Genomic DNA, 19,992 nt, shown 5'->3' with positions numbered 1-19,992 from the left:
CGACGAGCGGAAACGGCACCGTCACACGGGACGGATCAGCCGGGGGCGCCGTCGCAGACGGACTTCAGCGACCGCCCGAGGGCGTTGCGGTGGACCTCGTCGAGCCCACGGGCCTGTTCGACCGCGGCCTGGGCCAGGGTCGACGGGCACTCCTCGTTCGCCCGGGCCGGGCCGGCCAGCTTCAGCGCGGCCACCAGCTCGTCGCCGATCCGGTCCAGCTGCGGCCGCACCCGGGCCAGCTCGGGCCGCTGCGCGGGACGGGTGTCGGGCCGGTCGGTCCACTGCCGGATCAGGTCGTTCTGCACCTGGGTGCTCGCCGCGATCTGGTCGGCGACGATCCGGGCCGCCCAGTCGGGGTCGACGCCGTCGCGGGTCGCGTCGGCCCGGGTCTCGGCGACGACGGCCGCCTCCCGGCCTGCGTCGGTGACGGCCGTTGCAGTGCCGAACTTCGCCGCGGCCACCTGGTCCGAGATCCGGGCGCGCTGCGCGGACAGCTCCACGATCCGGATGAGCCCGTCGGCCGGGGACGCGCCGGGCGGACCCTCGGTCAGCGGGAGGGGCTGGTCGCCGCACCCGGCCAACAGCCCCAGGGCCAGGACGGCCCCGGCCAGTGCGGTACCGCGTCTGCCGATCACAGCGGCGAGCCTACGACCGCAGCGGTCGTGGCCCCCCGCCGCCCGCGACATTCCCGGAATCCGGCCCACCCGGTAATCCTTTCGCCACGACACACCGCGGGGGTGCGTTCCGGTCCCCCGGACACGCACCCCCGCGGAGAATGCAACGACGCCGGCCGTCACCCGGTCCGCGGATTCCCGTGACCGAGTCCGGCCGGCCCGGTCAGAACCAGGCCTTGCGTCCTCCCACCGGCCGTCCGATCGCCCCCAGGATCAGCAGGACCACACCGACGATCACCAGCAGGCCGCCGAGGTAGTAGAGAATGGAGATACCGGTGAAATAGCCCACCAGCAGCAGGATCAGACCAAGAATGATCATTTCGCGTCCCCTCCCAGGAATGTGAGGGGAAAGTACTCACGTCCGGATGGTTCCGCAGCGCGGGAATCGATTCCGATGCCCGATTCGTGACCTGCCGTGCGCCGGGCGGTACGCGGGGACCGTCACACGCCGGAACGGTTCGGCCCGGCGCCGGAGGGGGAACACGGCTCTCGCACCCGAGCGCGAGGAGGACGACATGGGCCGCACCGTGGCCGACCAGATGATCGAGCTGCTGCACCAGGCCGGCGTCGAACGGATTTACGGCCTGGTGGGCGACAGCCTCAACCCGATCGCGGACGCGATCCGCCGCGACGGCCGCATCCGGTGGGTGCACGTGCACAACGAGGAGGCCGCGGCGCTCGCGGCCGCGGCGGAGGCCCAGCTCACCGGGCGGCTCGCGGTCTGCGCCGGCAGCTGCGGCCCCGGCAACACGCATCTGATCCAGGGCCTGATGGACGCCCACCGCACCGGTGCGCCGGTGCTGGCGATCGCCTCGCACATCCCGTCGGTCCAGATCGGCACCGGCTACTTCCAGGAGACCCACCCGGAACGGCTGTTCACCGAGTGCTCGGCGTACTGCGAGCTGATCTCGCGGCCCGAGCAGATGCCCCGGATGCAGCGGATCGCGATGCAGACCGCGCTCGCCGAGTCCGACGTGTCGGTGCTGGTCCTGCCGGGCGACGTCAGCGCGCTCGATGCCCCGAACGACACCGGCTCCTCGCACCTGTCCCCGCCCACCGGCGTCGTGCGACCGTCCGAGGAGCAGGTGGCCGAGCTGGCCCGGCTCGTCGACGCCGCGGACACCGTGACGCTGTTCGTCGGGGCCGGCATCGAGCGCGCCCGCGAGCAGGTGCTCGCACTCGCCGACAGGGTGAAGGCGCCGATCGGCCACTCGCTGCGCGGCAAGGAGTGGATCCAGTACGACAACCCCTACGACGTGGGCATGTCCGGACTCCTCGGCTACGGCGCCTGCTACGAGGCGACGCACGAGGCCGACCTGCTGATCCTGATCGGCACCGACTTCCCCTACGACTCGTTCCTGCCCCAGCGCGGCACCGTGCAGATCGACGTCGACCCCGCACGCCTCGGGCGTCGCACCCTGCTGGAGCTGGGCGTGCACGGCGACGCCGCGTCCACCCTGGACGCGCTGCTGCCGCGGATCGCGGAGAAGACCGACCGCTCCTTCCTCGACCGGATGCTGCGCAAGCACGCGGAGGCGCTGGAGAAGGTCGTCGGCGCCTACACCCGCAAGGTCTCCGACCTTCGCCCGATCCACCCCGAGCACGTCGCGGCGGTCCTCGACGAGGAGATGGCCGAGGACGCGATCGCCACCGTCGACACCGGCATGTGCAACGTGTGGGCGGCGCGCTACCTGTCCCCCAACGGCCGGCGCCGGATCATCGGCTCCTACCGGCACGGGACGATGGCCAACGCCCTGCCGCACGCGATCGGTGCGCAGTTCGCGTACCCGGACCGCCAGGTCGTGTCCCTGTCCGGCGACGGCGGGCTGACCATGCTGCTCGGCGAGCTGCTGACCGCGGCCGAGCACGACCTGCCGCTGACCGTCGTCGCGTTCAACAACGGGTCGCTGGGCATGATCCGGCTGGAGATGATGGTCGCGGGCTACCCGTCGTTCCAGACCGACCACGGCCCGGCCGACCTGGCCGGGATCGCCCGCGCCGCCGGCCTGTACGCCGAGGCCGTCGACGACCCGTCGGACGTGCGCGCCGCGCTGCGCCGGGCGCTGGACCACCGCAGCCCGGCGCTGGTCGACGTGCGCACCGACCCGAACGCGCTGTCCATCCCGCCGCACATCACCGCCGCGCAGGTCCGCGGGTTCGCCCTCGCCGCGACCCGCACGGTGCTCGACGGCGGCGTCGGGAGGATGGTCGAGCTGGCGCGCAGCAACCTGCGGTCGATCCCGCGCCCCTGAGCGGGGCGCGTCAGCCGGCGCGGGCGGCGAGCCCGGGGGCCGAGACCGCGTGGTCCAGCGCGATCGCGGCGGCGCCCCGGAGCACGCCGTCCTCGCCGTGCGCGTCGTCGTGCACCGGCGGCGCGAGGGCGCGACGGAAGGCCATCAGCCCGTCGTCGTAGGCGACGGCGAACGCCTCGGGCGCCGCGGCCCGCAGCGCGGGGCCGAGCCCGGCCAGCACGACGACCTCCGGGTCGTGCGCGTTGACCAGCCCGGCGGTCCCACGGGCCAGCGACGCCGACGCGCTCGTGACCGCGGCCGCCGGGCCGGGTTCACCGGCCGCGGCACGGTCGAGCACGGCGCGGGCGTAGCTGTACGGGGCGTCCGGCTCGGGCTCGCCCAGCATCCTGGCCAGCGCCCGGCCGTCGACGCCGGTGGTCCAGCAGCCCCGCGCGCCGCAGGCGCAGCGGGCCGCCGGGTCACCGAAGGGCAGGTGCCCCAGCTCCCCCGCCGCGCCACGGGCACCGGCCTGGGCGCGCCCGTCGAGCAGCAGCGCCCCGCCGATGCCCACCTCGACGGTGAGGAACAGCGCCGTTCCCGCACCGGCCGCGGCACCGTCGCGGACCTCGGCGATGCCCGCGAGGTTGGCGTCGTTGCCGACCAGCACGGGCAGGCCCGGCCCGGCGCCGATCCGGCGCACGTCCAGCGGGCTCCAGCCCTGGCCGCCACCGGTCTCGGCGAAGTGCTCGTCGACGACCGTCGCGGCCACACCGACCCCGACCGCCACCACCGGTCCGGGTGCCTGCGCGACCAGCTCACCGACCACCCCGTCCAGCTCCGTGGCGACGGAGTCCGGGTCGCGACGCCGGTGCGGGCCCGACCGCACCGCGAACGGCACGCCGTCCAGCCCGGCGAGTCCGGCCCGCCATCCCTCGAACCGCACGTCGACGGCGACGACGCCCGGCCCGTCCGGGTTGGGTGTCAGGGTGGTGGTCGGCCGCCCGCGCCCACCGCCGGGGGCGCGCTCCTCGGTGACCCAGCCCAGGTCACGCAGCCGGGCCGCGATCTCGGTGGCCGAACCGCTGGCCAGGCGCAGCCGCCGGGCGAGCTCGACACGGGTCAGGCCGGGCTCGCGCCGGACCTCGGCCAGCACCTCGGCGGTGGCACGCCAGCGGTCGGTCTCGGCCCGTCCGGGGCGTTCACCCGGATCGGCGGCGGGCCCGGAACGTGAACCCGCCGACATCGCGGTCATCGTCGTTGACACCTCCGGCCTGCCACGATTTATCCTCGTGTCACGATGAAAAAGGCTCTCACCTCGCCCCAGTCTCCCACCACCGGGCTCGCGCTCGCCGCGATGGCCCTCGGCGGCCTGGCCATCGGCACCACCGAGTTCGCCTCGATGGGCCTCCTGCCCGCCTTCGCCGCCGACCTCGGCGCCACCGTGCCGCAGGCCGGAACCGCCATCAGTGCCTACGCGATCGGCGTCGTCGTCGGCGCGCCGGTCCTCGCCGTGCTCGGCGCACGGTGGCCGCGCAAGCACCTGCTCCTCGCCCTGGCGGGCGCGCTGGCGGTGGCCAACGTGGCGTCGGCGTTCGCCCCGACCTTCGGCACCTTCGTCGTGACCCGGTTCCTGGCCGGACTGCCGCACGGCGCCTACTTCGGCACCGCGTCGGTGCTCGCGGCCTCGCTGGTGCCGCGCGAGCGGCGCCCGCGCGCCATCGCCACCGTCATGAGCGGGCTGATGATCGCCAACATCGTCGGTGTGCCCGGGGCGACCTGGCTCGGGCAGGCGGCGGGCTGGCCGGCCGCCTACCTGACCGTCGGCGTCGTCGCGGTGGTCACGATGCTGGCCGTGTGGCGCCTGGTCCCCGACGTCCGCGAGGAGCGCCGGGGCTCGATCCTCGGTGAGCTCTCCGCGCTGCGCCGCGGCCAGGTGTGGATCACCATGGCGGTGATCGCGACCGGGTTCGGCGGGTCGTTCGCGGTGTACAGCTACATCACCCCGGTGCTCACCGAGGTGTCCGGCCTGGCCGCCGCGGCCGTGCCGCTCGCGCTCGCCGTGTTCGGCCTCGGAATGACGCTGGGCAACCAGGTCGGCGGCCGGCTCGCCGAGGCGGCACCGGTGCGCACGATCGCGGCCGGGCTCGGCGCCGCCACGGTGTCGATGGCCCTGTTCGCGCTCACCGCGTCCTCGCCGGTGTTCGCGCTGCTGGCGCTGTTCTCCCTGGCCTTCACCACCACCGCGACCACCCCGGCGCTCGCGACCCGGCTGATGGACGCCGGCCGCGAGGGCCCGACGCTGGGCGCGGCGCTGCACCACGCGGCGTTCAACGTGGCGAACGCCCTCGGTGCCGCACTGGGCGGACTCGTCCTGGCCGCCGGGTGGGGCTGGACCTCGCCCGCCGCCGTCGCGACGGTGCTGCCGCTGCTAGGCCTGGTCGCCCTGTGGCAGGCGGTGCGAATGGAGCGCGCCGAGCGGCGCGCGGAGCTCGCCCTGGCCGCCTGAGCACTCCGGTGTAAACGAGAGGTGTCGATCGGATCACCTCTGGGAAGCCTGCCTCCGAGTTGATCGTTGCGTTAAACAACGATCCCGACGGGAGGAGACCCGCGATGACCACCGGTCTGCACGAGGACGTCCTGGACGGCGCTGTCCCTGACGGCGCCGTCCCGGACGGCGGGGGCCTGTACAGCGACGTCGAGGAGCTGCTCGACGCCCTCGCCGCCGACCGCGACCGCGAGGCGCTGGTGCACCGCGACCGCCGGATCCGCGCCGGCGAGCTGGTGGACACGGTGCACCGGCTCGCCCACGTCCTCGACGGGCGGGTCGAGCGGGGATCGGTCGTCGCGCTGCTGGCGGGCAACACCCCCGAGGCCGTCGTCGCGCGGCTCGCGGTGACCCTGCTCGGTGCCGGGATCACCCAGCCGCACGAGGGCCTGTCGGCCGCCGCCACGGCCCGGATCGTCGCCGACGTCGAGGCGCCGATGGTGCTCGCCGACGCCGACGCCGCCGCGTCCGCCGAGGCGGTCCTGGCTCTCGTCGACGGCGTCGAGGTCCTCTGGCTGGGTGCCCACGACGGCGGCACCGACCTGCTGGAGCTCGCCGCGGCCGCGTCGGCCGAGCCGGTCCGGGGCCGGGCCCGCCCGCACGACGTCGAGCAGATCCGCCACACCGGCGGCACCACCGGGCACCCGAAGGGCATCACCTACACCTTCGACCACCACCGGCGCGGCGCCGAGATGCGCCGCCGGGCCGGCAACTTCGGCGCGGGCGCCACCGGCGGGCGGCTGCTCGTGGCCACCCCGGTCGCCCACGTCGGCGGCTCGATGGCCGACCGCACGCTGGCCGAGGGCGGCACCGTCGTGCTGCAGGACTCCTTCGAGCCGGGTGCGTTCCTCGCCGCGATCGAGCGGGAGCGGATCACCCACACCTTCCTGCTGCCGCCGCTGATCTACCGCCTCCTCGACCACCCCGACCTGGACCGGACCGACCTGTCGTCGCTGCGGTCGCTGGTCTACGGCGGTGCCCCCGCCAACCCGCGCCGCATCGCCGAGGCGCTGCGCCGGATCGGCCCGGTGTTCACCCAGTTCTACGGCCAGACCGAGGCCGGCGGGATCAGCGTGCTCACCGCCGAGGAGCACCGGAACCCCGACCTGCTCGGCACCGTCGGGCGGCCGATCCCCACCACCACGATCGCCATCACCGACGCCGACGGCCGGCCCGTCGCCCCGGGCGAGCGCGGCGAGCTGTGGGTGCACACCGGCATGGAGATGGACGGCTACTGGAAGCAGCCGGAGCTGAGCGCCGCGACGGTCGTCGACGGCTGGGTCCGCACCGGTGACGTCGCCCGCCAGGACGGCGACGGCTACCTACACCTGCTCGACCGCGTGAAGGACATGATCGTCGTCGTGGGCGGGCACGTGTACACCTCCGAGCTGGAGGACCTGCTCATGGAGCACCCGGCCGTCCGGCACGCCGCGGTCTTCGGGGTGCCCGACGACGACGGCACCGAGACCGTGCACGCCGCCGTCGTCACCGACTCCCCGTCCCCGAGCGCGGACGAGCTGACCGAGCTGGTCGCCGACCGCGCCGGTGCGATGTACGTGCCGCGCACCGTGGAGTTCGTCGAGCGGATCCCGCTGACCGGGATCGGCAAGACCGACAAGAAGCGGCTGCGCGCCGAGCTCGCCGGTCAGCCGCGCTGACGGACCGCCTCGTAGAGCACCACGGCCGCGGCGATCGAGGCGTTGAGCGAGTTGACCCGCCCGCGCATCGGGATGACCACCGTGGCGTCGGCCCGGTCGAGCCACGCGTCGGTCACCCCGGTCGCCTCGGTCCCGATGACCAGCGCGCTCGGCCCGGTCAGGTCGGTGGCGGCGAGCCCGGTCGTCCCCGCAGGAGTGGTGACGAGGGTGGCGATGCCGCGCCGGTCGAGCCAGTCGAGGACCTCGGGGGTCGACGCGGACGCGACCGGCACCGCGAACACCGTCCCCTTGGACGCGCGCACGACGTTGGGGTTGGCGAAGTCGGTGCCGCCCCGCTCCGGCGTCGCGATGACCACCGCGTCCACCCCGCACGCCTCGGCGGTGCGCAGCATCGCCCCGACGTTGCCGGGCTTCTCGACGCCCTCGGCGACCAGCACGAGCGGGTCCGGCCCGAGGTCCAGCTCGTCGAGCGGGCGGCCGGGGGCCGGTGCGACGGCGAGCCAGCCGTCCGGGGACTCACGGTAGGCGATCCGGGCGAACACCTCCCGGCTCACCGAGAACACCCGCGCCGACGGCATCCGGGCCAGCAGCGCGTCGGACCGCACCACCTCCGGCGCCCAGTACACCTCGCTCGGCTCGACGCCGGCGTCGAGCGCGAGCGCCAGCTCGTCGTGCCCCTCGATCACGGTGACGCCCGCCGCGTCGCGGTGGCGACGGGTGCGCAGCCGGACCAGGTTCTTGACGCGCGGGTTGGCGGTGCTGGTCAGGTCGGGCACCGGACGAGCCTAGGACACCGCCGTCCTACTCCGGGGTAACCTCCCGGTGACCGGGCTGGACACGTGGAGGGTGGGACCGATGGGCGAGCCGACGGGGATCGCGGTCGAGGTGACGGACGGGGTCGCGCGGCTGCGCCTGGACCGCCCGAAGGCGGCGAACGCGCTGCACGAGCCGATGTGGTTCGGGCTGCGTGACGCGGTGCGCGAGCTGGACGCCGACCCCGCCGTGCGGGTCGTGGTGATCAGCGGCAACGGGCGGCACTTCTGTTCGGGCATCGACGTGTCGATGCTGGGCGGGCTGCGTGAGAAGGCCTCGGGTGACTCGGTGGGTCACGGCGCCGACGCGCTGCGCCGCACGATCCTCGATCTGCAGGACTGCCTGACCGCGATCGAGCGCTGCCGCACACCGGTGATCGCCGCGATCCACGGCGTCTGCCTCGGCGCGGGCCTGGACCTGGCCGTCGCCTGCGACCTGCGCTACGCGACCGCCGACGCGTCGTTCGTGCTGAAGGAGGTCGACATGGGCCTGGCCGCCGACGTCGGCGTCCTGCAGCGGCTGCCACGCATCGTCGGCGAGGGCGTCACCCGCGAGCTGGCCTACACCTGCCGCCCGGTGTCCGGCACCGAGGCGAAGGAGCTGCGCCTGGTCAACGGCGTGTACGACGATGCCGAGGCGCTGGAGAACGGTGTCGCCGAGCTCGCCGCGTCGCTGGCGGCGAAGTCCCCGCTGGCGCTGCGCGGCACGAAGTACGCGATCACCTACGCCCGTGACCACTCCGTCGCCGACGGGCTCGACCAGATCGCCACCTGGAACGGCGGGCAGCTCGTGTCGGCCGACCTGACCGAGGCCGTCACCGCGTTCATGGAGAAGCGCCAGGGCGTCTTCCGGGACTGATCCGCCCTACCGTCGCGGGACGACCTCACCGACGACCGCGTACATCCCGGCGGGGCCGGCGGGCGACCGCCCGGCCTCGGCCCGCCAGTCGGCGACGTCGACCATGCCCGGCTCCAGCAGCTCCAGCCGGTGCCCGGGCCGGTCGACGAGCAGCCTGCGCAGCAGGGCCCGGTCCCGGGACCGGGCCGGCTGCGCGGTGTCCTGGGTGAACCGCTCGACCGTGCGCATCCGTTCGGCGATGCGCGGGTCGTCGACATCGGTGCTGCCGTGCGAGACGACGAGCATGCTGCCGGGTCCGAACGCCGTCGCGTAGCGGTCGAACAGGGCGCCGAGCAGGTCGTCGTCGCCGACGAAGTGCAGCACCGAGACCGCGAGCACGGCGACCGGCTCGGCCGGGTCGAGCAGGCCCGCCACGCCCGGGGCGGCGAGCACGGCCTCGACGTCGGTGAGGTCGGCCGCGGTGATCGAGGCACCCTCCACACCGGTCAGGAGCTGGCGGCTCATCGCGACCGACACCGGCTCGACGTCGACGTAGGCGACACGCGCCGTCGGGTCGGCACGGTGGGCGATCTCGTGCACCGGCTCGGCGGTGGGGATGCCGGAGCCGAGGTCGAGGAACTGGCGCACCCCCCGGCCGAGACAGGCACGCACGGCCCGGCCGAGGAAGGCCCGGTTGGCGAGCGCGAGCTCCCGCGTGTCGGGCAGCGCGACGAGCAGGCGCTCGGCGAACTCCCGGTCGGTGGCGAAGTTGTGGCCGCCGCCGAGCATGTAGTCGTAGATCCGCGCCGGGTTGGGCAGCGTCAGGTCGATCTCGTCCACCGGGACGGGTGCGGGTTCCGGGACGGTCATGGACCTCACCCTCCCGCCGGTGTCTCCCTGGCCGCAAGTCCCGACAGGACCTCGTGCAGCTCCGCCGCCGTGGCCGGGGTCGTGCCCGGGAGGCCCACCAGCGCGAGCAGCCGCGCGACGGCCGGTGCCCACGCCGGGCCGAGCCGGGCGTCCGCGAGCAACGCGGCGTCGCCGAGGATCTCGGCCGCCGGACCGCGCCGCACCCGCCCCCGCGCGACGACGGCGACGTCGTCGGCCCAGCGGTGGGCGAGGTCGACGTCGTGGGTGGACAGCACGACCGCGGTCCCGGCGCGTTGCAGGTCCTCCAGCACGACGACGAGCTCCTCCACCCCGGCCGGGTCCAGGCCCGCGGTCGGCTCGTCGAGCACCAGCACCCGGGGCCGGACGGCGAGGGCACCGGCGATCGCGACCCGCTTGCGCTGTCCGAACGACAGCCGGTGCGTCGGCCGGTCGGCGAGGTCGGCGATGCCGACGGCGGCCAGCGCGTCGTGCACCCGGGCGTCGACCTCGGCCCCGTCGAGACCGAGGTTGAGCGGCCCGAACGACACGTCCTGCGCGACGTCGGCGGAGAACAGCTGGTCGTCGGGGTCCTGCAGGACGAGCTGGGCGGACTCGCGCAGCCGCACCAGCCCGCGGCGGGTGCGCCGGACCGGCTCACCGTCGAGCAGTACCTCTCCGGCCGCCGGGGCGAGCAGCCCGAGCAGCAGCCGGAACAGGGTGGTCTTGCCGCCGCCGTTGGGTCCGAGCACGGCGAGCCTGCGCCCCGGGTCGACGGCGAGGTCCGCCCCGTCGAGCACGACCGGCCCGTCCGGGTAGGCGAAGACCAGTCCGCGGGCCTCCAGGACCGCGGTCACGGGAGGACCACCAGTGCCGTCAGCGGGACGGCGACGAGCAGCGCCGCGCTCGCCGCGACGAAGGCGGGCGAGACGGTGCGGGCGGGCACCCGGACGCGCAGCGATCCGTCGTAGCCGCGGGAGGCGAGGCCCGCCTCGAGGCGGCGGGCACGGTCGAAGGCCCGGACGAACACCGCGCTCCCCTGCGCGGCCAGCGACCGGAAGGTGGTCCGCCGCGTCCGGAACCCCATCCGGAGGGACTGGGCCTCCCGGACCGCGGTCAGCGAGTCCAGCAGCAGGAACAGCATCCGGTAGACGAGCAGGGTGATCTCCAGGACGGCGGGTGGCACCCACCGCAGCCGCGGCAGGGTGTCCGCGAGCGGCGTCGTCGCGGCGAAGAGGATCAGGCAGGCCACCGCCGCCAGCGAGCGTCCGACGAGCGCGGCCGCCCGGGCCGGTCCGCCCGATGCGAGTGCGAGCCACGGGTCCCCGCCCACGGTCACCAGCAGCGGCAGCGCCCCCACGACGACGAACCCGAGCGGCAGGGCGAGCAGCCGCAGCGCGGTCCGCCACGGCACCCGGGCCCCACCCAGGAGCAGCACCAGCGCCGCGCCACCGGTCAGCACGGCACCGGGCCACGGCGGGAGGACGACCGCGAGCAGCAGGAGCCCCAGCGCGAGGAACGCCTTCTCCCCCGGGTGCCGGGACCGCCAGCGGTTGGCGTGGGCGGTCTCGTCGATCAGCAGCATCAGGTCTGCCGGGCGGCCTTCTCCCGGCTGCGCGTGCGGGCGACGCCGATGCAGTAGCCGAGCACACCCGCGCCGGCCGCGGCCTGCATCGCGAAGATCCCGGACTCGATCTCGCCCGACGGCGGCTCCCACACCGGGCTGAACCACGGCTGGTAGCCGGTGGCCTCGATGGCCTCACCCGCCTGGCCGTCGGACCCGGCGTACTCGCCGGGCACGAACAGCACCGGCACCGCGAACAACGCGACGACGGCGACGACCAGCAGGATGTTCACGACGGTCGAGCGACTCACGCCGACGCCTCCTTCTCCGGGCCCTGCGCGGTCGCGGCCGGGGCGGCGCCACCGGTGTCGGTGGTCGTGCTCGTCGTCGTGGCCGTGCTCGTGGCCGGACGCAGCACGCCGAGGCGGCGCAGCTCGTCCGGGGTGATGCGCACGAGCAGCCGCACGACGAGCACGGTCAGCAGCCCCTCGGCCACGGCCAGCGGGATCTGCGTGATCGAGAAGATCGAGGCGAAGGTGACGAAGGCTCCGCCGAACCCGGAGGTGGGGTCGGGGAACGCGAGCGCCAGCTGCGCGCTGGTGATCGTGTAGGTGCCGAGGTCACCGAGGAAGGCCGCGGCGAACACCGCGGGCCCCAGCGACCCCCCGAGCCTGCGGACCACGACGTAGGCGCCGTAGGCGATCCACGGCCCGGCGATCGCCATCGAGAACGCGTTGGCGCCGAGCGTGGTCAGCCCGCCGTGGGCGAGCAGGACGGCCTGGAAGAACAGCACCACCGTCCCGAGCAGCGCCATCACCGGTGGTCGGAACAGCACCGCGCCCAGCCCGGTGCCGGTCGGGTGCGACGACGACCCGGTCACCGACGGGATCTTGAGCGCGGACAGGACGAAGGTGAACGCGCCGGCCGCGGCGAGCAGCAGCTTGGTGTCCGGATCCTCGCGCACGCGCTGTACCACGGCCCGGGCGCCGTGCACGACGAACGGCGCGGCGACGACGGTCCAGGCCGCCGCGTGCAGCGGCGGGAGATAGCCCTCGGCGATGTGCACGGGCGAACGTTACGGTCCCGCCGTTGGCTCGTGCAAGCCTGAATATCCGGACAGGTGTGCAGGATCTGACATACGGCGACGCCCGGACCCGGCCGGGTCCGGGCGTCGCCGGTGCTGCGGTGTCCTGTTCGGTGGTCAGACGCGCGCGCCGTTGGTGTGGTGCACCTCGGCGGGGCGCTCGGCGGTGGCCTTGTGCTCGGCCGCGGCGGCGAGCCGGCCGGCCGCCTGCTCGGCCTCACGACGGCGCTGCTCCCGCTCGGCGGGCGTGGTCTCGGGCGTACCGACACCGCTGCCCGGCTGCCCGGCGACGACCCGCTCCTTCGCCAGCTTCCGGGCCTTCTTCTCCGCCTTCGCGGCGGCGTCGCGCTGGGCGACCTTCTCCAGCCGCGCGGCCTTCGCCTTCGCGGCGGCCTTCTTCTCGGCAGCCGCCGCCTTCTTCTGCGCAGCACGCGCGGCCTTCGCCTGCTCGCGGGCCTTCTTCTCGGCCTTGCGGGCGGCGCGGACGGCCTTCTCCGCGTCCTTCTCCTCCGCGCGGCGGGCCTTCTTCGTCTCGGCCTTCGCGGCCTCGACGGCCTCCCGGCCGCTCTTCTTGCCCTTCTTGCTCTTCGTGCTCTTCTTGCTCACGGACTTCTTCTCCTGCACGGCCATACCCGGGTCCTCTCCTGTCCTCGCGACCGACGGCACCACGCGGGACCGGCCGACGGGGACACCGGCCGGGCGCTGAGGTGAGGGTCGCGGGACGACGGTCTCGCCGACATCGTCGGATGCGCGGCACCGCGACCCGGTGAACGGGCGGCGGCGTGCGCGGAACACGACAGGGTGCCCCCGGAGACCGGCGGGGAAACGCCTAGGTGACGGCGAGGCAACGACGACCGGCCCGGCTGCCCCGGTCGGACCATCGCGGGCACCCGACCGTCGTAGCGGGAGGGCGGTCAGCCCGCCTCGGGGACCCCGTCGTGCTGGTCCTGGTCGTCGGCGAGATGACCGCGCAGGGTCACCAGGGCCCGGGCGAGCAGCCGCGACACGTGCATCTGCGACAGCCCCACCTGGGCGGCGATCTGGGTCTGGGTCTGGTTGCCGAAGAACCGCAGCATGAGGATGGTCCGCTCCCGCTCGGGGAGCTTGCGCAGGGCCGGGCGCAGCGACTCGCGGGCCTCGACCGCGTCCATCCCGGCGTCGATCCCCCCGACGATCTCGCCGAGCGGGTTGTCGGTGTCGCCGACGAGCTTGTCGAGCGAGTCCGACCGGTAGGAGTCCTGGGCCTGCAGCCCCTCGATGACCTCCTCCCGGCTGATGTCGAGGTGCTCGGCGAGCTCGGAGACCTTCGGGGCGCGGCCGTGCCGCGAGGCCAGCTCCTCCTGGGCGCGGGTCATGCGGCTCTGGATGTCCTTGAGCCGCCGCGGCACCCGCATCGACCAGGTGCGGTCGCGGAAGTACCGGCGGATCTCCCCGGTGATCGTGGGGACGGCGTAGGCCAGGAACGGGGTGCCCTGGTCCGGGTCGAACCGGTCCAGCGCGTTGAGCAGACCGATCGCGCCGACCTGCTCCAGGTCCTCGACGGGCTCGCCGCGGTGCCGGTAGCGCCCGGCGATGTGTCGGACCACCGGGTGGAAGCCCTGTGCCAGCTCGGAGCGCAGCCGCTCCCGTTCCGGGTCCCCGGGGCCGGCGGCCGCGAAGGCACGGAGAGGCTCGACGAGGTGGGTGTACTCGTCGGGGCGGGTGTCCGCGTCCGTACTCGGCTCAGCCATGCCGTCTCCGCGGCCGGCAACGATCGACTGCCATCACCGATCGACGGTAGGCCGCGGGCCGCGGGCCCGCACGTCGAACTTCGCGTGACCTGGTCGACATTTTCGATCGGCGGTCACTCCGATGAGTTGCACGGCGACCTGGTGGGTACTGCTGCCCCATGCCCCCGACTCTGCGTGTCGAGCTGCCCGTCGAACCCGCGTCGGCAGGTCGCTCCCGCCGGGAGACCGGCAGGTGGCTCGCGTCGCTGTGCGGGACCGACGAGCAGTGCCCGACCGTGCAGGACCTCGTCCTCGCGGTGAACGAGGCCGTGTCCAACTGCATCGAGCACGCCTACGGGGCCGCCGGCTCGGAGGACACGGGCTCGGAGGGCGCCGCGACGGTCCTGCTGCACGGCGAGGCCGAGGGGTACCGGGTGCGGATGGAGGTCAGCGACCGCGGGTGCTGGCGCGACCCGCCCACCGACCCCGGCCACCGTGGACGGGGCATCGGGATGATCGAGGCGGTCGCGGAGGACGTGCGGGTGGAGCCGGGTCCTGACGGGACCACCGTCACGTTCCGGGGCCGGATCGGCCGCTGCCCGGGGCTGTGCACCCCCGCGTCCTGAGACGCCCGGGCCTACGACGGGCCCCGCAACGACAGGCCCCGCAACGACAGGGTCGCCGCACCCCACGCCCGAGGGCGGGTGACGGCGACCGGTTCTCATCGGGCCCGATCCGTCGCGGACCGGGCGGTGGGGTCGGGTCAGTCCCACATGGCGGTCGACGGGTCGTCGGACCGGTGGCCGCGGTGGCCCCCGCGGGCGACCGGGGTGTAGCGCCCGTCGTGTCGGGCCTGCTCGCTCTCGGGGTGGGGCCAGGTCTCGTTCGCGTGCTGCGTGCTGCTCTCACTCATGGTCACAGGGTGCCCACCGGACGTTCCGGGCAAGCGGAGCGCAGGAGTCGGCTCGGTAACACCTGCGCCCCGCCCGGGTGAAGACGCCCGACGGTCAGCCCGTCCTCGCGAGGCTCTTGATCGAGGCCAGGATGTCCTGCACGCGCTCCTTGGCGTCGCCGAACAGCATCTGGGTGTTGTCCCGGAAGAAGAGCGGGTTCTGGACGCCCGCGTAGCCGGTGGCCATCGACCGCTTGAAGACGATCACGTCCTTGGCGTCCCACACCCGCAGCACCGGCATCCCGGCGATCGGCGAGCCCGGGTCCTCCGAGGCGGCCGGGTTCACCGTGTCGTTGGCGCCGATCACCAGCACGACGTCGGTCTCGGCGAGGTCGTCGTTGATCTCGTCCATCTCCAGGACGATGTCGTAGGGCACCTGGGCCTCGGCGAGCAGCACGTTCATGTGGCCGGGGAGCCGTCCCGCGACCGGGTGGACACCGAAGCGCACGTTCACGCCGGCGTCGCGCAGTGACCGGGTCAGCTCCGCCACCGGGTACTGGGCCTGGGCGACCGCCATGCCGTAGCCGGGGGTGATCACGACGCTCTCGGCGTTCGCGAGCAGCTCGGCGACGCCGTCGGCGTCGATCTCGCGGTGCTCGCCCTCCACCGCCGCGGCCGCCGAGGAGGTGGCCCCGAAGCCGCCGGCGATGACCGAGATGAACGACCGGTTCATCGCCTTGCACATGATGTAGGACAGGTAGGCACCGGAGGACCCGACGAGCGCGCCGGTGATGATCAGCAGGTCGTTGCCGAGCAGGAAGCCCGCCGCCGCGGCGGCCCATCCGGAGTAGGAGTTCAGCATCGACACCACGACCGGCATGTCACCGCCGCCGATCGAGGCGACCAGGTGCAGGCCGAGCAGCAGCGCCAGCACCGTGAGCACGGCCAGGATCCACATCTGCGGCGTGATGACGAAGAACACCGTCAGCACCGCGAACGCGACGAGCGCGCCGAGGTTGAGGACGTTCTTGCCGGGCAGCATCAGCGGCGCCGACTTGATCTTCGCCGACAGCTTCAGGTAGGCGATCACCGAGCCGGTGAAGGTCACCGCCCCGATGAACACCCCGACCGCGACCTCGGCGTGGTGGATGCCCAGCAGCGGCCCCTCCAGCACCAGGTGCCCGGCCTCGACCTCCAGGAAGCCGTTCCAGCCGACCAGCACCGCGGCGAGGCCGACGAAGCTGTGCATGAGCGCGATGAGCTCGGGCATGCCCGTCATCTCGACGACGCGTGCCCGCCAGAGCCCGATCGCCGCACCGACGACGACGGCCGCGAGCAGCAGCGCGACGCCGAGCCCGGACGCCTGCCCCAGCGCGACGACGGCGGTGGCGACCAGGGCGATGGTCATGCCGGTGATGCCGAACAGCACACCGGACTTGGCGGTCTCGTGCCTCGACAGCCCGGCGAGGCTGATCACGAACAGGATGGCGGCGATCAGGTACGCCGCAGTGGTCCACGTCTGCACGGCTCAGCTCCTCGTGAACATCTGCAGCATGCGGCGCGTCACCGCGAAGCCACCGACGATGTTGATGGCGGCGAGCAGCACCGCGACCGCGGCGAGCCCGATGACCAGGGCGTCGCCGCCGGTGCCGATCTGCAGGATCGCGCCGACGACGATGATCCCGGAGATCGCGTTCGTGACCGACATCAGCGGCGTGTGCAGCGCGTGGTGCACGTTGCCGATGACGTAGAAGCCGATGACGATCGCCAGCACGAACACCGTGAGGTGCCCTGCGAGCTCGGCCGGGGCCAGTGCCGTGACCGCGAACAGCGCCACCGCGCCGACGACGCCGGCGGCGAGCCCCGTGTAGGGGGACCGTGGCTTCTCCGGCTCCGTCGCCACGGGCTCGGCGGCCGGCTGGGCCGCGGGCGCCGCACTCACCTTCACCTCGGGCGGGGGCCAGAGCGTCTCCCCCGCATGCGCGATCGTGATGCCACGGACCACCGTGTCGTCCAGGTCGAGCGCGAGCCGCCCGTCCTTCTCCGGGGTCATCAGCTTGAGCAGGTTCAGTACGTTCGTGCCGTAGAGCTGCGACGCCTGCGCGGGCAACCGGGCGGCGAGGTCGGTGTAGCCGATGATCGTCACGCCGTGGTCGGTGACGACGGCCTCGCCGGCCACCGACCCCTCCACGTTGCCGCCCTGTGAGGTCGCCATGTCGACGACCACGCTGCCCGGGCGCATCGACGCCACGTCCGCGGCGGTGATCAGTTTCGGCGCGGGCCGCCCCGGGATGAGAGCGGTGGTGATGATGATGTCGCAGTCCGCGGCCTGCTCGGAGTAGATCTCGGCCGCACGCTTGTCGTAGTCCGCCGAGGTCGCCTTGGCGTAGCCGTCGGTGGACGCCTCCTGCTCCACCTCGACGGCCAGGTACTCCCCGCCGAGCGACCGCACCTGGTCGGCGACCTCGGAGCGCGGGTCGGTCGCCCGGACCACCGCGCCCAGGCTGTTGGCGGCGGCGATGGCGGCGAGCCCGGCGACGCCCGCCCCGGCCACGAGCACCTTCGCCGGCGGGACCTTGCCCGCGGCGGTGACCTGACCGGTGAAGAACCGGCCGAACACGTGGGCCGCCTCGATCACCGCCCGGTAGCCCGCGATGTTCGCCATCGACGACAGCACGTCCATCGACTGGGCCCGCGAGATCCGGGGCACCGCGTCCATCGACAGGGCGGTGACGCCCTGGGCGGCGAGCGCGGCCGTGCGTTCCTCCTCGAAGCGCGGCGCGAGCATCGCGATCAGCACGGAGCCCTCGCGCAGCTTGCCGATCTCGTCGGACTGCGGGGCGTTGATGCGCACCACGACGTCGGTGTCCCAGACGGGGCCGTCGGCGACGTCGGCGCCCGCTTCGGCGTAGGCCTCGTCGGTGAACCCGGCCCGGGCACCGGCCCCGGACTCGACGGTGACGGCGTAGCCGAGACCGACCACCTTCGCGACCGTCTCGGGGCTCATCGCCACGCGCGTCTCGGGCTCGGACTCCGCGGCCACACCGATCCGCATCACCGGTCCCGACGGCTCAGGGCTGTCGCTCATGCACTCTCCTCGATCTTGCGCGTGCCTCGTCGCTCGCACCGGTCGTGGGTCTTTCGGAAGGTAATGCCGGAAGCGGGCGCGTGCAGTCACGACTACGTCACAGGCCGGACCGGTACCCCGGCGAGGCACGGCTGACGTGGGCGGCAGCGTAGCGCCGGGAAGAAGCTCGCAGCCCCTCCGATGTGCTGGGCGGGGGGAACGCGGACCCGGTCCCGGCGCCGCCGGCGCGCGACCACGGCGCGGGCGGCACCGGGCCGGCGCGGGCCCGCGCCGGGGCGAGCGGTCAGCGCTGACTGGCGGGCCGCACCACGATCTCGTTGACGTCGACGTCCTCGGGCTGGGCGAGGGCGAAGGACACCGCGCGGGCGATGGCATCGGGGTCGATCGCGTGGGCGCGGTAGGTGCGCATCCCGCCCGCGGCGTCCGGATCGGAGATCGAGTCCGCGAGCTCGGACGTGACCACGCCGGGGGTCAGGGTGGTCACGCGGATCGAGGGGTCGCTCTCCAGGCGGAGGCCCTCGGTGATCGCCCACGCCGCGTACTTCGTGCCCGAGTACACCGCCGCCGTCGGGACGACCTGGTGCGCGCCGATGCTCGCGGTCGTGACGAAGTGCCCGCCACCCTGCTCGGTGAACACCGGCAGGGCCGCGGCGATGCCGTGCAGCAGACCGCGCAGGTTCACGTCGACCATCCGGTCCCACTCGTCGACGAGCAGGGCGTCGAGCCGGGACAGCGGCATCACGCCCGCGTTGTTCACCAGGACGTCCACCCGGCCGTGTCGTTCCCGGGCGGAGTCGACGAACGCCCGGACGTCGTCGCGGTCGGTCACGTCGACGCGCACGGCCTCCACAGCGCCCTCCGCGCTGTCGGCCAGCGCGGCGAGCCGGTCAGTACGGCGCGCCCCGGCCACGACGACGTGCCCCTCGCCCGCGAGCCGGCGCACCACCGCCTCCCCGATCCCGCTGCTGGCCCCCGTCACCAAGATGATCTTCTGTGTGGTCATGGGCCCACCGTCGCCGGTGCGCGCACGCACCGGCAGGCCCCGGTCGTCCGGGGGTGTGCCACACCCACCCACGGCCGCGGCGGACCTCCTACCGTGTGCGCCATGGCTTCGGAGCTCGGCGCGTACCTCGCCACCCGGCGCGCCCGGATCACCCCGGACGCGGTCGGTCTGCCCTCGGCGGGGCTACGCCGGGTCCAGGGGCTGCGCCGGGAGGAGGTCGCGATGCTCGCCGGGATGAGCGTGGACTACTACGTCCGCCTGGAGCAGGGGCGCGAGCGCCGCCCGTCGGCGGAGGTCCTCGAGTCGCTGTCGACGGTCCTGCAGCTCGACGCCGACGAGCGCTCGCACCTGTTCGCCCTGGCGGGGGCCACACCCAGGAAGGCCACGGCCGTCGCGACGGACCGGGTGGACCCCGCGCTGCGGCAGCTGATGGACGCGTGGCCGGACAACCCGGCGCTGGTCCACAACCGGGCCTTCGACGTCCTGGCGACCAACGAGATCGCCGATGCGCTCTTCGACGGCTGGTCGTTCTCGCGGAACCTGATGGAGATCGTGTTCTGCGACCCGGCCGCCCGCCGCTTCTACGTCGACCGGGACGCCGTCGCGGCGAACACCGTCGCGGGGTTCCGGCTCCACCACGGCCGCGCCCCGGAGGACCCGCGGATCAGGGCGGTCCTGCACCGGCTGCTCTCGAGCGGCCCGGAGTTCGAGGCGCTGTGGGCGGCGCACGACGCGCGGGGCAAGTCGCTGGAGCGCAAGCGCCTCCGGCATCCCCGGGTGGGGCCGCTGACCCTGACCGTGCAGACCTTCGACGTCCGCTCGGCCCCAGGCCAGCAGCTCGTCGTCTACCACGGTGAGCCGGGCGCCTCCGGCGACGCCCTGCGGCTGCTCGGCTCGCTGGCCGCCACGGACCGGGCACGGGGCTGAGGCGGCTCCCCGCTCGACGTCGTCCCCCGGCCTCGGCGGGCCCGCTGTTCCGCCCGTGACGGCCGACCCCGCCCGTCGCAGGAGGGGACACCGACCGGCC

21 protein-coding genes are annotated in these 19,992 nt (G+C 74.0%); 6 read left to right on the top strand and 15 right to left on the bottom strand.

Annotation, left to right across the window (positions count from 1 at the left end):
* Positions 1–35 precede the first annotated feature (35 nt).
* On the bottom strand, positions 36–635 hold the full coding sequence (gene aroQ / locus Ae717Ps2_RS04010; RefSeq protein ID WP_083695616.1) for a gamma subclass chorismate mutase AroQ: 600 nt from the start codon (positions 633–635) through the stop codon (positions 36–38).
* 202 nt (positions 636–837) lie between these two features.
* Positions 838–993, bottom strand: a complete 156-nt coding sequence (locus Ae717Ps2_RS38085) for a hypothetical protein (protein WP_020622688.1) — start codon at positions 991–993, stop codon at positions 838–840.
* Positions 994–1,189: 196 nt separating this feature from the next.
* On the opposite strand from Ae717Ps2_RS38085, the gene Ae717Ps2_RS04005 reads away from it, so the two are divergent.
* Complete coding sequence (locus tag Ae717Ps2_RS04005; protein WP_075333046.1) at positions 1,190–2,926, top strand: pyruvate dehydrogenase; 1,737 nt, start codon at positions 1,190–1,192, stop codon at positions 2,924–2,926.
* Positions 2,927–2,936: 10 nt separating this feature from the next.
* Here Ae717Ps2_RS04005 and Ae717Ps2_RS04000 read toward each other — a convergent pair whose 3' ends face one another.
* Complete coding sequence (locus tag Ae717Ps2_RS04000) at positions 2,937–4,157, bottom strand: ROK family transcriptional regulator (RefSeq protein ID WP_198932130.1); 1,221 nt, start codon at positions 4,155–4,157, stop codon at positions 2,937–2,939.
* 45 nt (positions 4,158–4,202) lie between these two features.
* Here Ae717Ps2_RS04000 and Ae717Ps2_RS03995 point away from each other — a divergent pair, with 45 nt between their 5' ends.
* Together Ae717Ps2_RS03995 and Ae717Ps2_RS03990 are read left to right on the top strand one after the other, a co-directional pair.
* A complete protein-coding gene (locus tag Ae717Ps2_RS03995; RefSeq protein ID WP_075308010.1) occupies positions 4,203–5,411 on the top strand; it encodes an MFS transporter in 1,209 nt (402 codons plus the stop codon).
* 104 nt (positions 5,412–5,515) lie between these two features.
* On the top strand, positions 5,516–7,108 hold the full coding sequence (locus Ae717Ps2_RS03990; RefSeq protein ID WP_083695615.1) for an AMP-binding protein: 1,593 nt from the start codon (positions 5,516–5,518) through the stop codon (positions 7,106–7,108).
* Here Ae717Ps2_RS03990 and Ae717Ps2_RS03985 read toward each other — a convergent pair.
* Positions 7,096–7,884 (bottom strand): RNA methyltransferase, encoded by a 789-nt coding sequence (locus tag Ae717Ps2_RS03985; protein WP_020626273.1) that lies wholly within the window; start codon positions 7,882–7,884, stop codon positions 7,096–7,098. The two genes, Ae717Ps2_RS03990 and Ae717Ps2_RS03985, sit on opposite strands and share 13 nt — an antisense overlap.
* Before the next feature lie 79 nt (positions 7,885–7,963).
* Between Ae717Ps2_RS03985 and Ae717Ps2_RS03980 the strand changes: the two genes are divergently transcribed.
* Positions 7,964–8,779, top strand: coding sequence for a crotonase/enoyl-CoA hydratase family protein (locus Ae717Ps2_RS03980; protein WP_075308012.1), 816 nt, complete (start codon positions 7,964–7,966; stop codon positions 8,777–8,779).
* A gap of 6 nt (positions 8,780–8,785) precedes the next feature.
* Here the strand turns inward: Ae717Ps2_RS03980 and Ae717Ps2_RS03975 are convergent, their stop codons facing one another.
* From Ae717Ps2_RS03975 to Ae717Ps2_RS03945, 7 genes are all read right to left on the bottom strand, one after another.
* Positions 8,786–9,628 carry an SAM-dependent methyltransferase gene (locus Ae717Ps2_RS03975; RefSeq protein ID WP_020626271.1) on the bottom strand — a complete coding sequence of 281 codons (843 nt, stop codon included), beginning with the start codon at positions 9,626–9,628 and terminating at the stop codon, positions 8,786–8,788.
* 5 nt (positions 9,629–9,633) lie between these two features.
* Entirely contained in the window at positions 9,634–10,482 is an 849-nt protein-coding gene (locus Ae717Ps2_RS03970) for an energy-coupling factor ABC transporter ATP-binding protein (protein WP_020626270.1), read from the bottom strand.
* Positions 10,479–11,210 (bottom strand): cobalt ECF transporter T component CbiQ, encoded by a 732-nt coding sequence (gene cbiQ, locus Ae717Ps2_RS03965; RefSeq protein ID WP_020626269.1) that lies wholly within the window; start codon positions 11,208–11,210, stop codon positions 10,479–10,481. Before cbiQ ends, Ae717Ps2_RS03970 begins: the two co-directional genes overlap by 4 nt.
* On the bottom strand, positions 11,210–11,500 hold the full coding sequence (locus Ae717Ps2_RS03960; protein WP_020626268.1) for an energy-coupling factor ABC transporter substrate-binding protein: 291 nt from the start codon (positions 11,498–11,500) through the stop codon (positions 11,210–11,212). Before Ae717Ps2_RS03960 ends, cbiQ begins: the two co-directional genes overlap by 1 nt.
* Positions 11,497–12,255: an energy-coupling factor ABC transporter permease gene (locus Ae717Ps2_RS03955; RefSeq protein WP_075308014.1), complete on the bottom strand. Its 759-nt coding sequence runs from the start codon at positions 12,253–12,255 to the stop codon at positions 11,497–11,499. The genes Ae717Ps2_RS03960 and Ae717Ps2_RS03955 overlap by 4 nt, the downstream gene beginning before the upstream one ends.
* A gap of 135 nt (positions 12,256–12,390) precedes the next feature.
* The gene (locus tag Ae717Ps2_RS03950) at positions 12,391–12,903 is read right to left on the bottom strand and encodes a hypothetical protein (RefSeq protein ID WP_075308016.1); all 513 of its coding nucleotides are present in this window, start codon (positions 12,901–12,903) and stop codon (positions 12,391–12,393) included.
* 284 nt (positions 12,904–13,187) lie between these two features.
* On the bottom strand, positions 13,188–14,003 hold the full coding sequence (locus Ae717Ps2_RS03945; RefSeq protein WP_020626265.1) for a SigB/SigF/SigG family RNA polymerase sigma factor: 816 nt from the start codon (positions 14,001–14,003) through the stop codon (positions 13,188–13,190).
* Positions 14,004–14,161: 158 nt separating this feature from the next.
* Here Ae717Ps2_RS03945 and Ae717Ps2_RS03940 point away from each other — a divergent pair, with 158 nt between their 5' ends.
* The gene (locus tag Ae717Ps2_RS03940; protein ID WP_075308018.1) at positions 14,162–14,608 is read left to right on the top strand and encodes an ATP-binding protein; all 447 of its coding nucleotides are present in this window, start codon (positions 14,162–14,164) and stop codon (positions 14,606–14,608) included.
* A 137-nt stretch (positions 14,609–14,745) separates the two neighbouring features.
* Here Ae717Ps2_RS03940 and Ae717Ps2_RS37220 read toward each other — a convergent pair whose 3' ends face one another.
* The 4 genes from Ae717Ps2_RS37220 to Ae717Ps2_RS03925 form a co-directional block, all read right to left on the bottom strand.
* Complete coding sequence (locus tag Ae717Ps2_RS37220) at positions 14,746–14,895, bottom strand: hypothetical protein (protein ID WP_158071455.1); 150 nt, start codon at positions 14,893–14,895, stop codon at positions 14,746–14,748.
* 94 nt (positions 14,896–14,989) lie between these two features.
* Positions 14,990–16,399: a Re/Si-specific NAD(P)(+) transhydrogenase subunit beta gene (gene pntB, locus Ae717Ps2_RS03935; RefSeq protein WP_075329747.1), complete on the bottom strand. Its 1,410-nt coding sequence runs from the start codon at positions 16,397–16,399 to the stop codon at positions 14,990–14,992.
* A 3-nt stretch (positions 16,400–16,402) separates the two neighbouring features.
* Positions 16,403–17,929 carry a Re/Si-specific NAD(P)(+) transhydrogenase subunit alpha gene (locus Ae717Ps2_RS03930; RefSeq protein ID WP_083702540.1) on the bottom strand — a complete coding sequence of 509 codons (1,527 nt, stop codon included), beginning with the start codon at positions 17,927–17,929 and terminating at the stop codon, positions 16,403–16,405.
* Between the two features lie 316 nt (positions 17,930–18,245).
* Positions 18,246–18,965 carry an SDR family oxidoreductase gene (locus Ae717Ps2_RS03925; RefSeq protein ID WP_075334158.1) on the bottom strand — a complete coding sequence of 240 codons (720 nt, stop codon included), beginning with the start codon at positions 18,963–18,965 and terminating at the stop codon, positions 18,246–18,248.
* Between the two features lie 102 nt (positions 18,966–19,067).
* On the opposite strand from Ae717Ps2_RS03925, the gene Ae717Ps2_RS03920 reads away from it, so the two are divergent.
* The gene (locus tag Ae717Ps2_RS03920) at positions 19,068–19,892 is read left to right on the top strand and encodes a helix-turn-helix domain-containing protein (RefSeq protein ID WP_075333044.1); all 825 of its coding nucleotides are present in this window, start codon (positions 19,068–19,070) and stop codon (positions 19,890–19,892) included.
* Positions 19,893–19,992 lie beyond the last annotated feature (100 nt).

This window comes from Pseudonocardia sp. Ae717_Ps2 (genome assembly GCF_001932475.1).
In the GTDB taxonomy this organism is placed as follows: Bacteria; Actinomycetota; Actinomycetes; order Mycobacteriales; family Pseudonocardiaceae; genus Pseudonocardia.
Note: the sequence above shows the minus strand (reverse complement) of the source record. Positions and strands in the feature narration are given on the sequence as shown.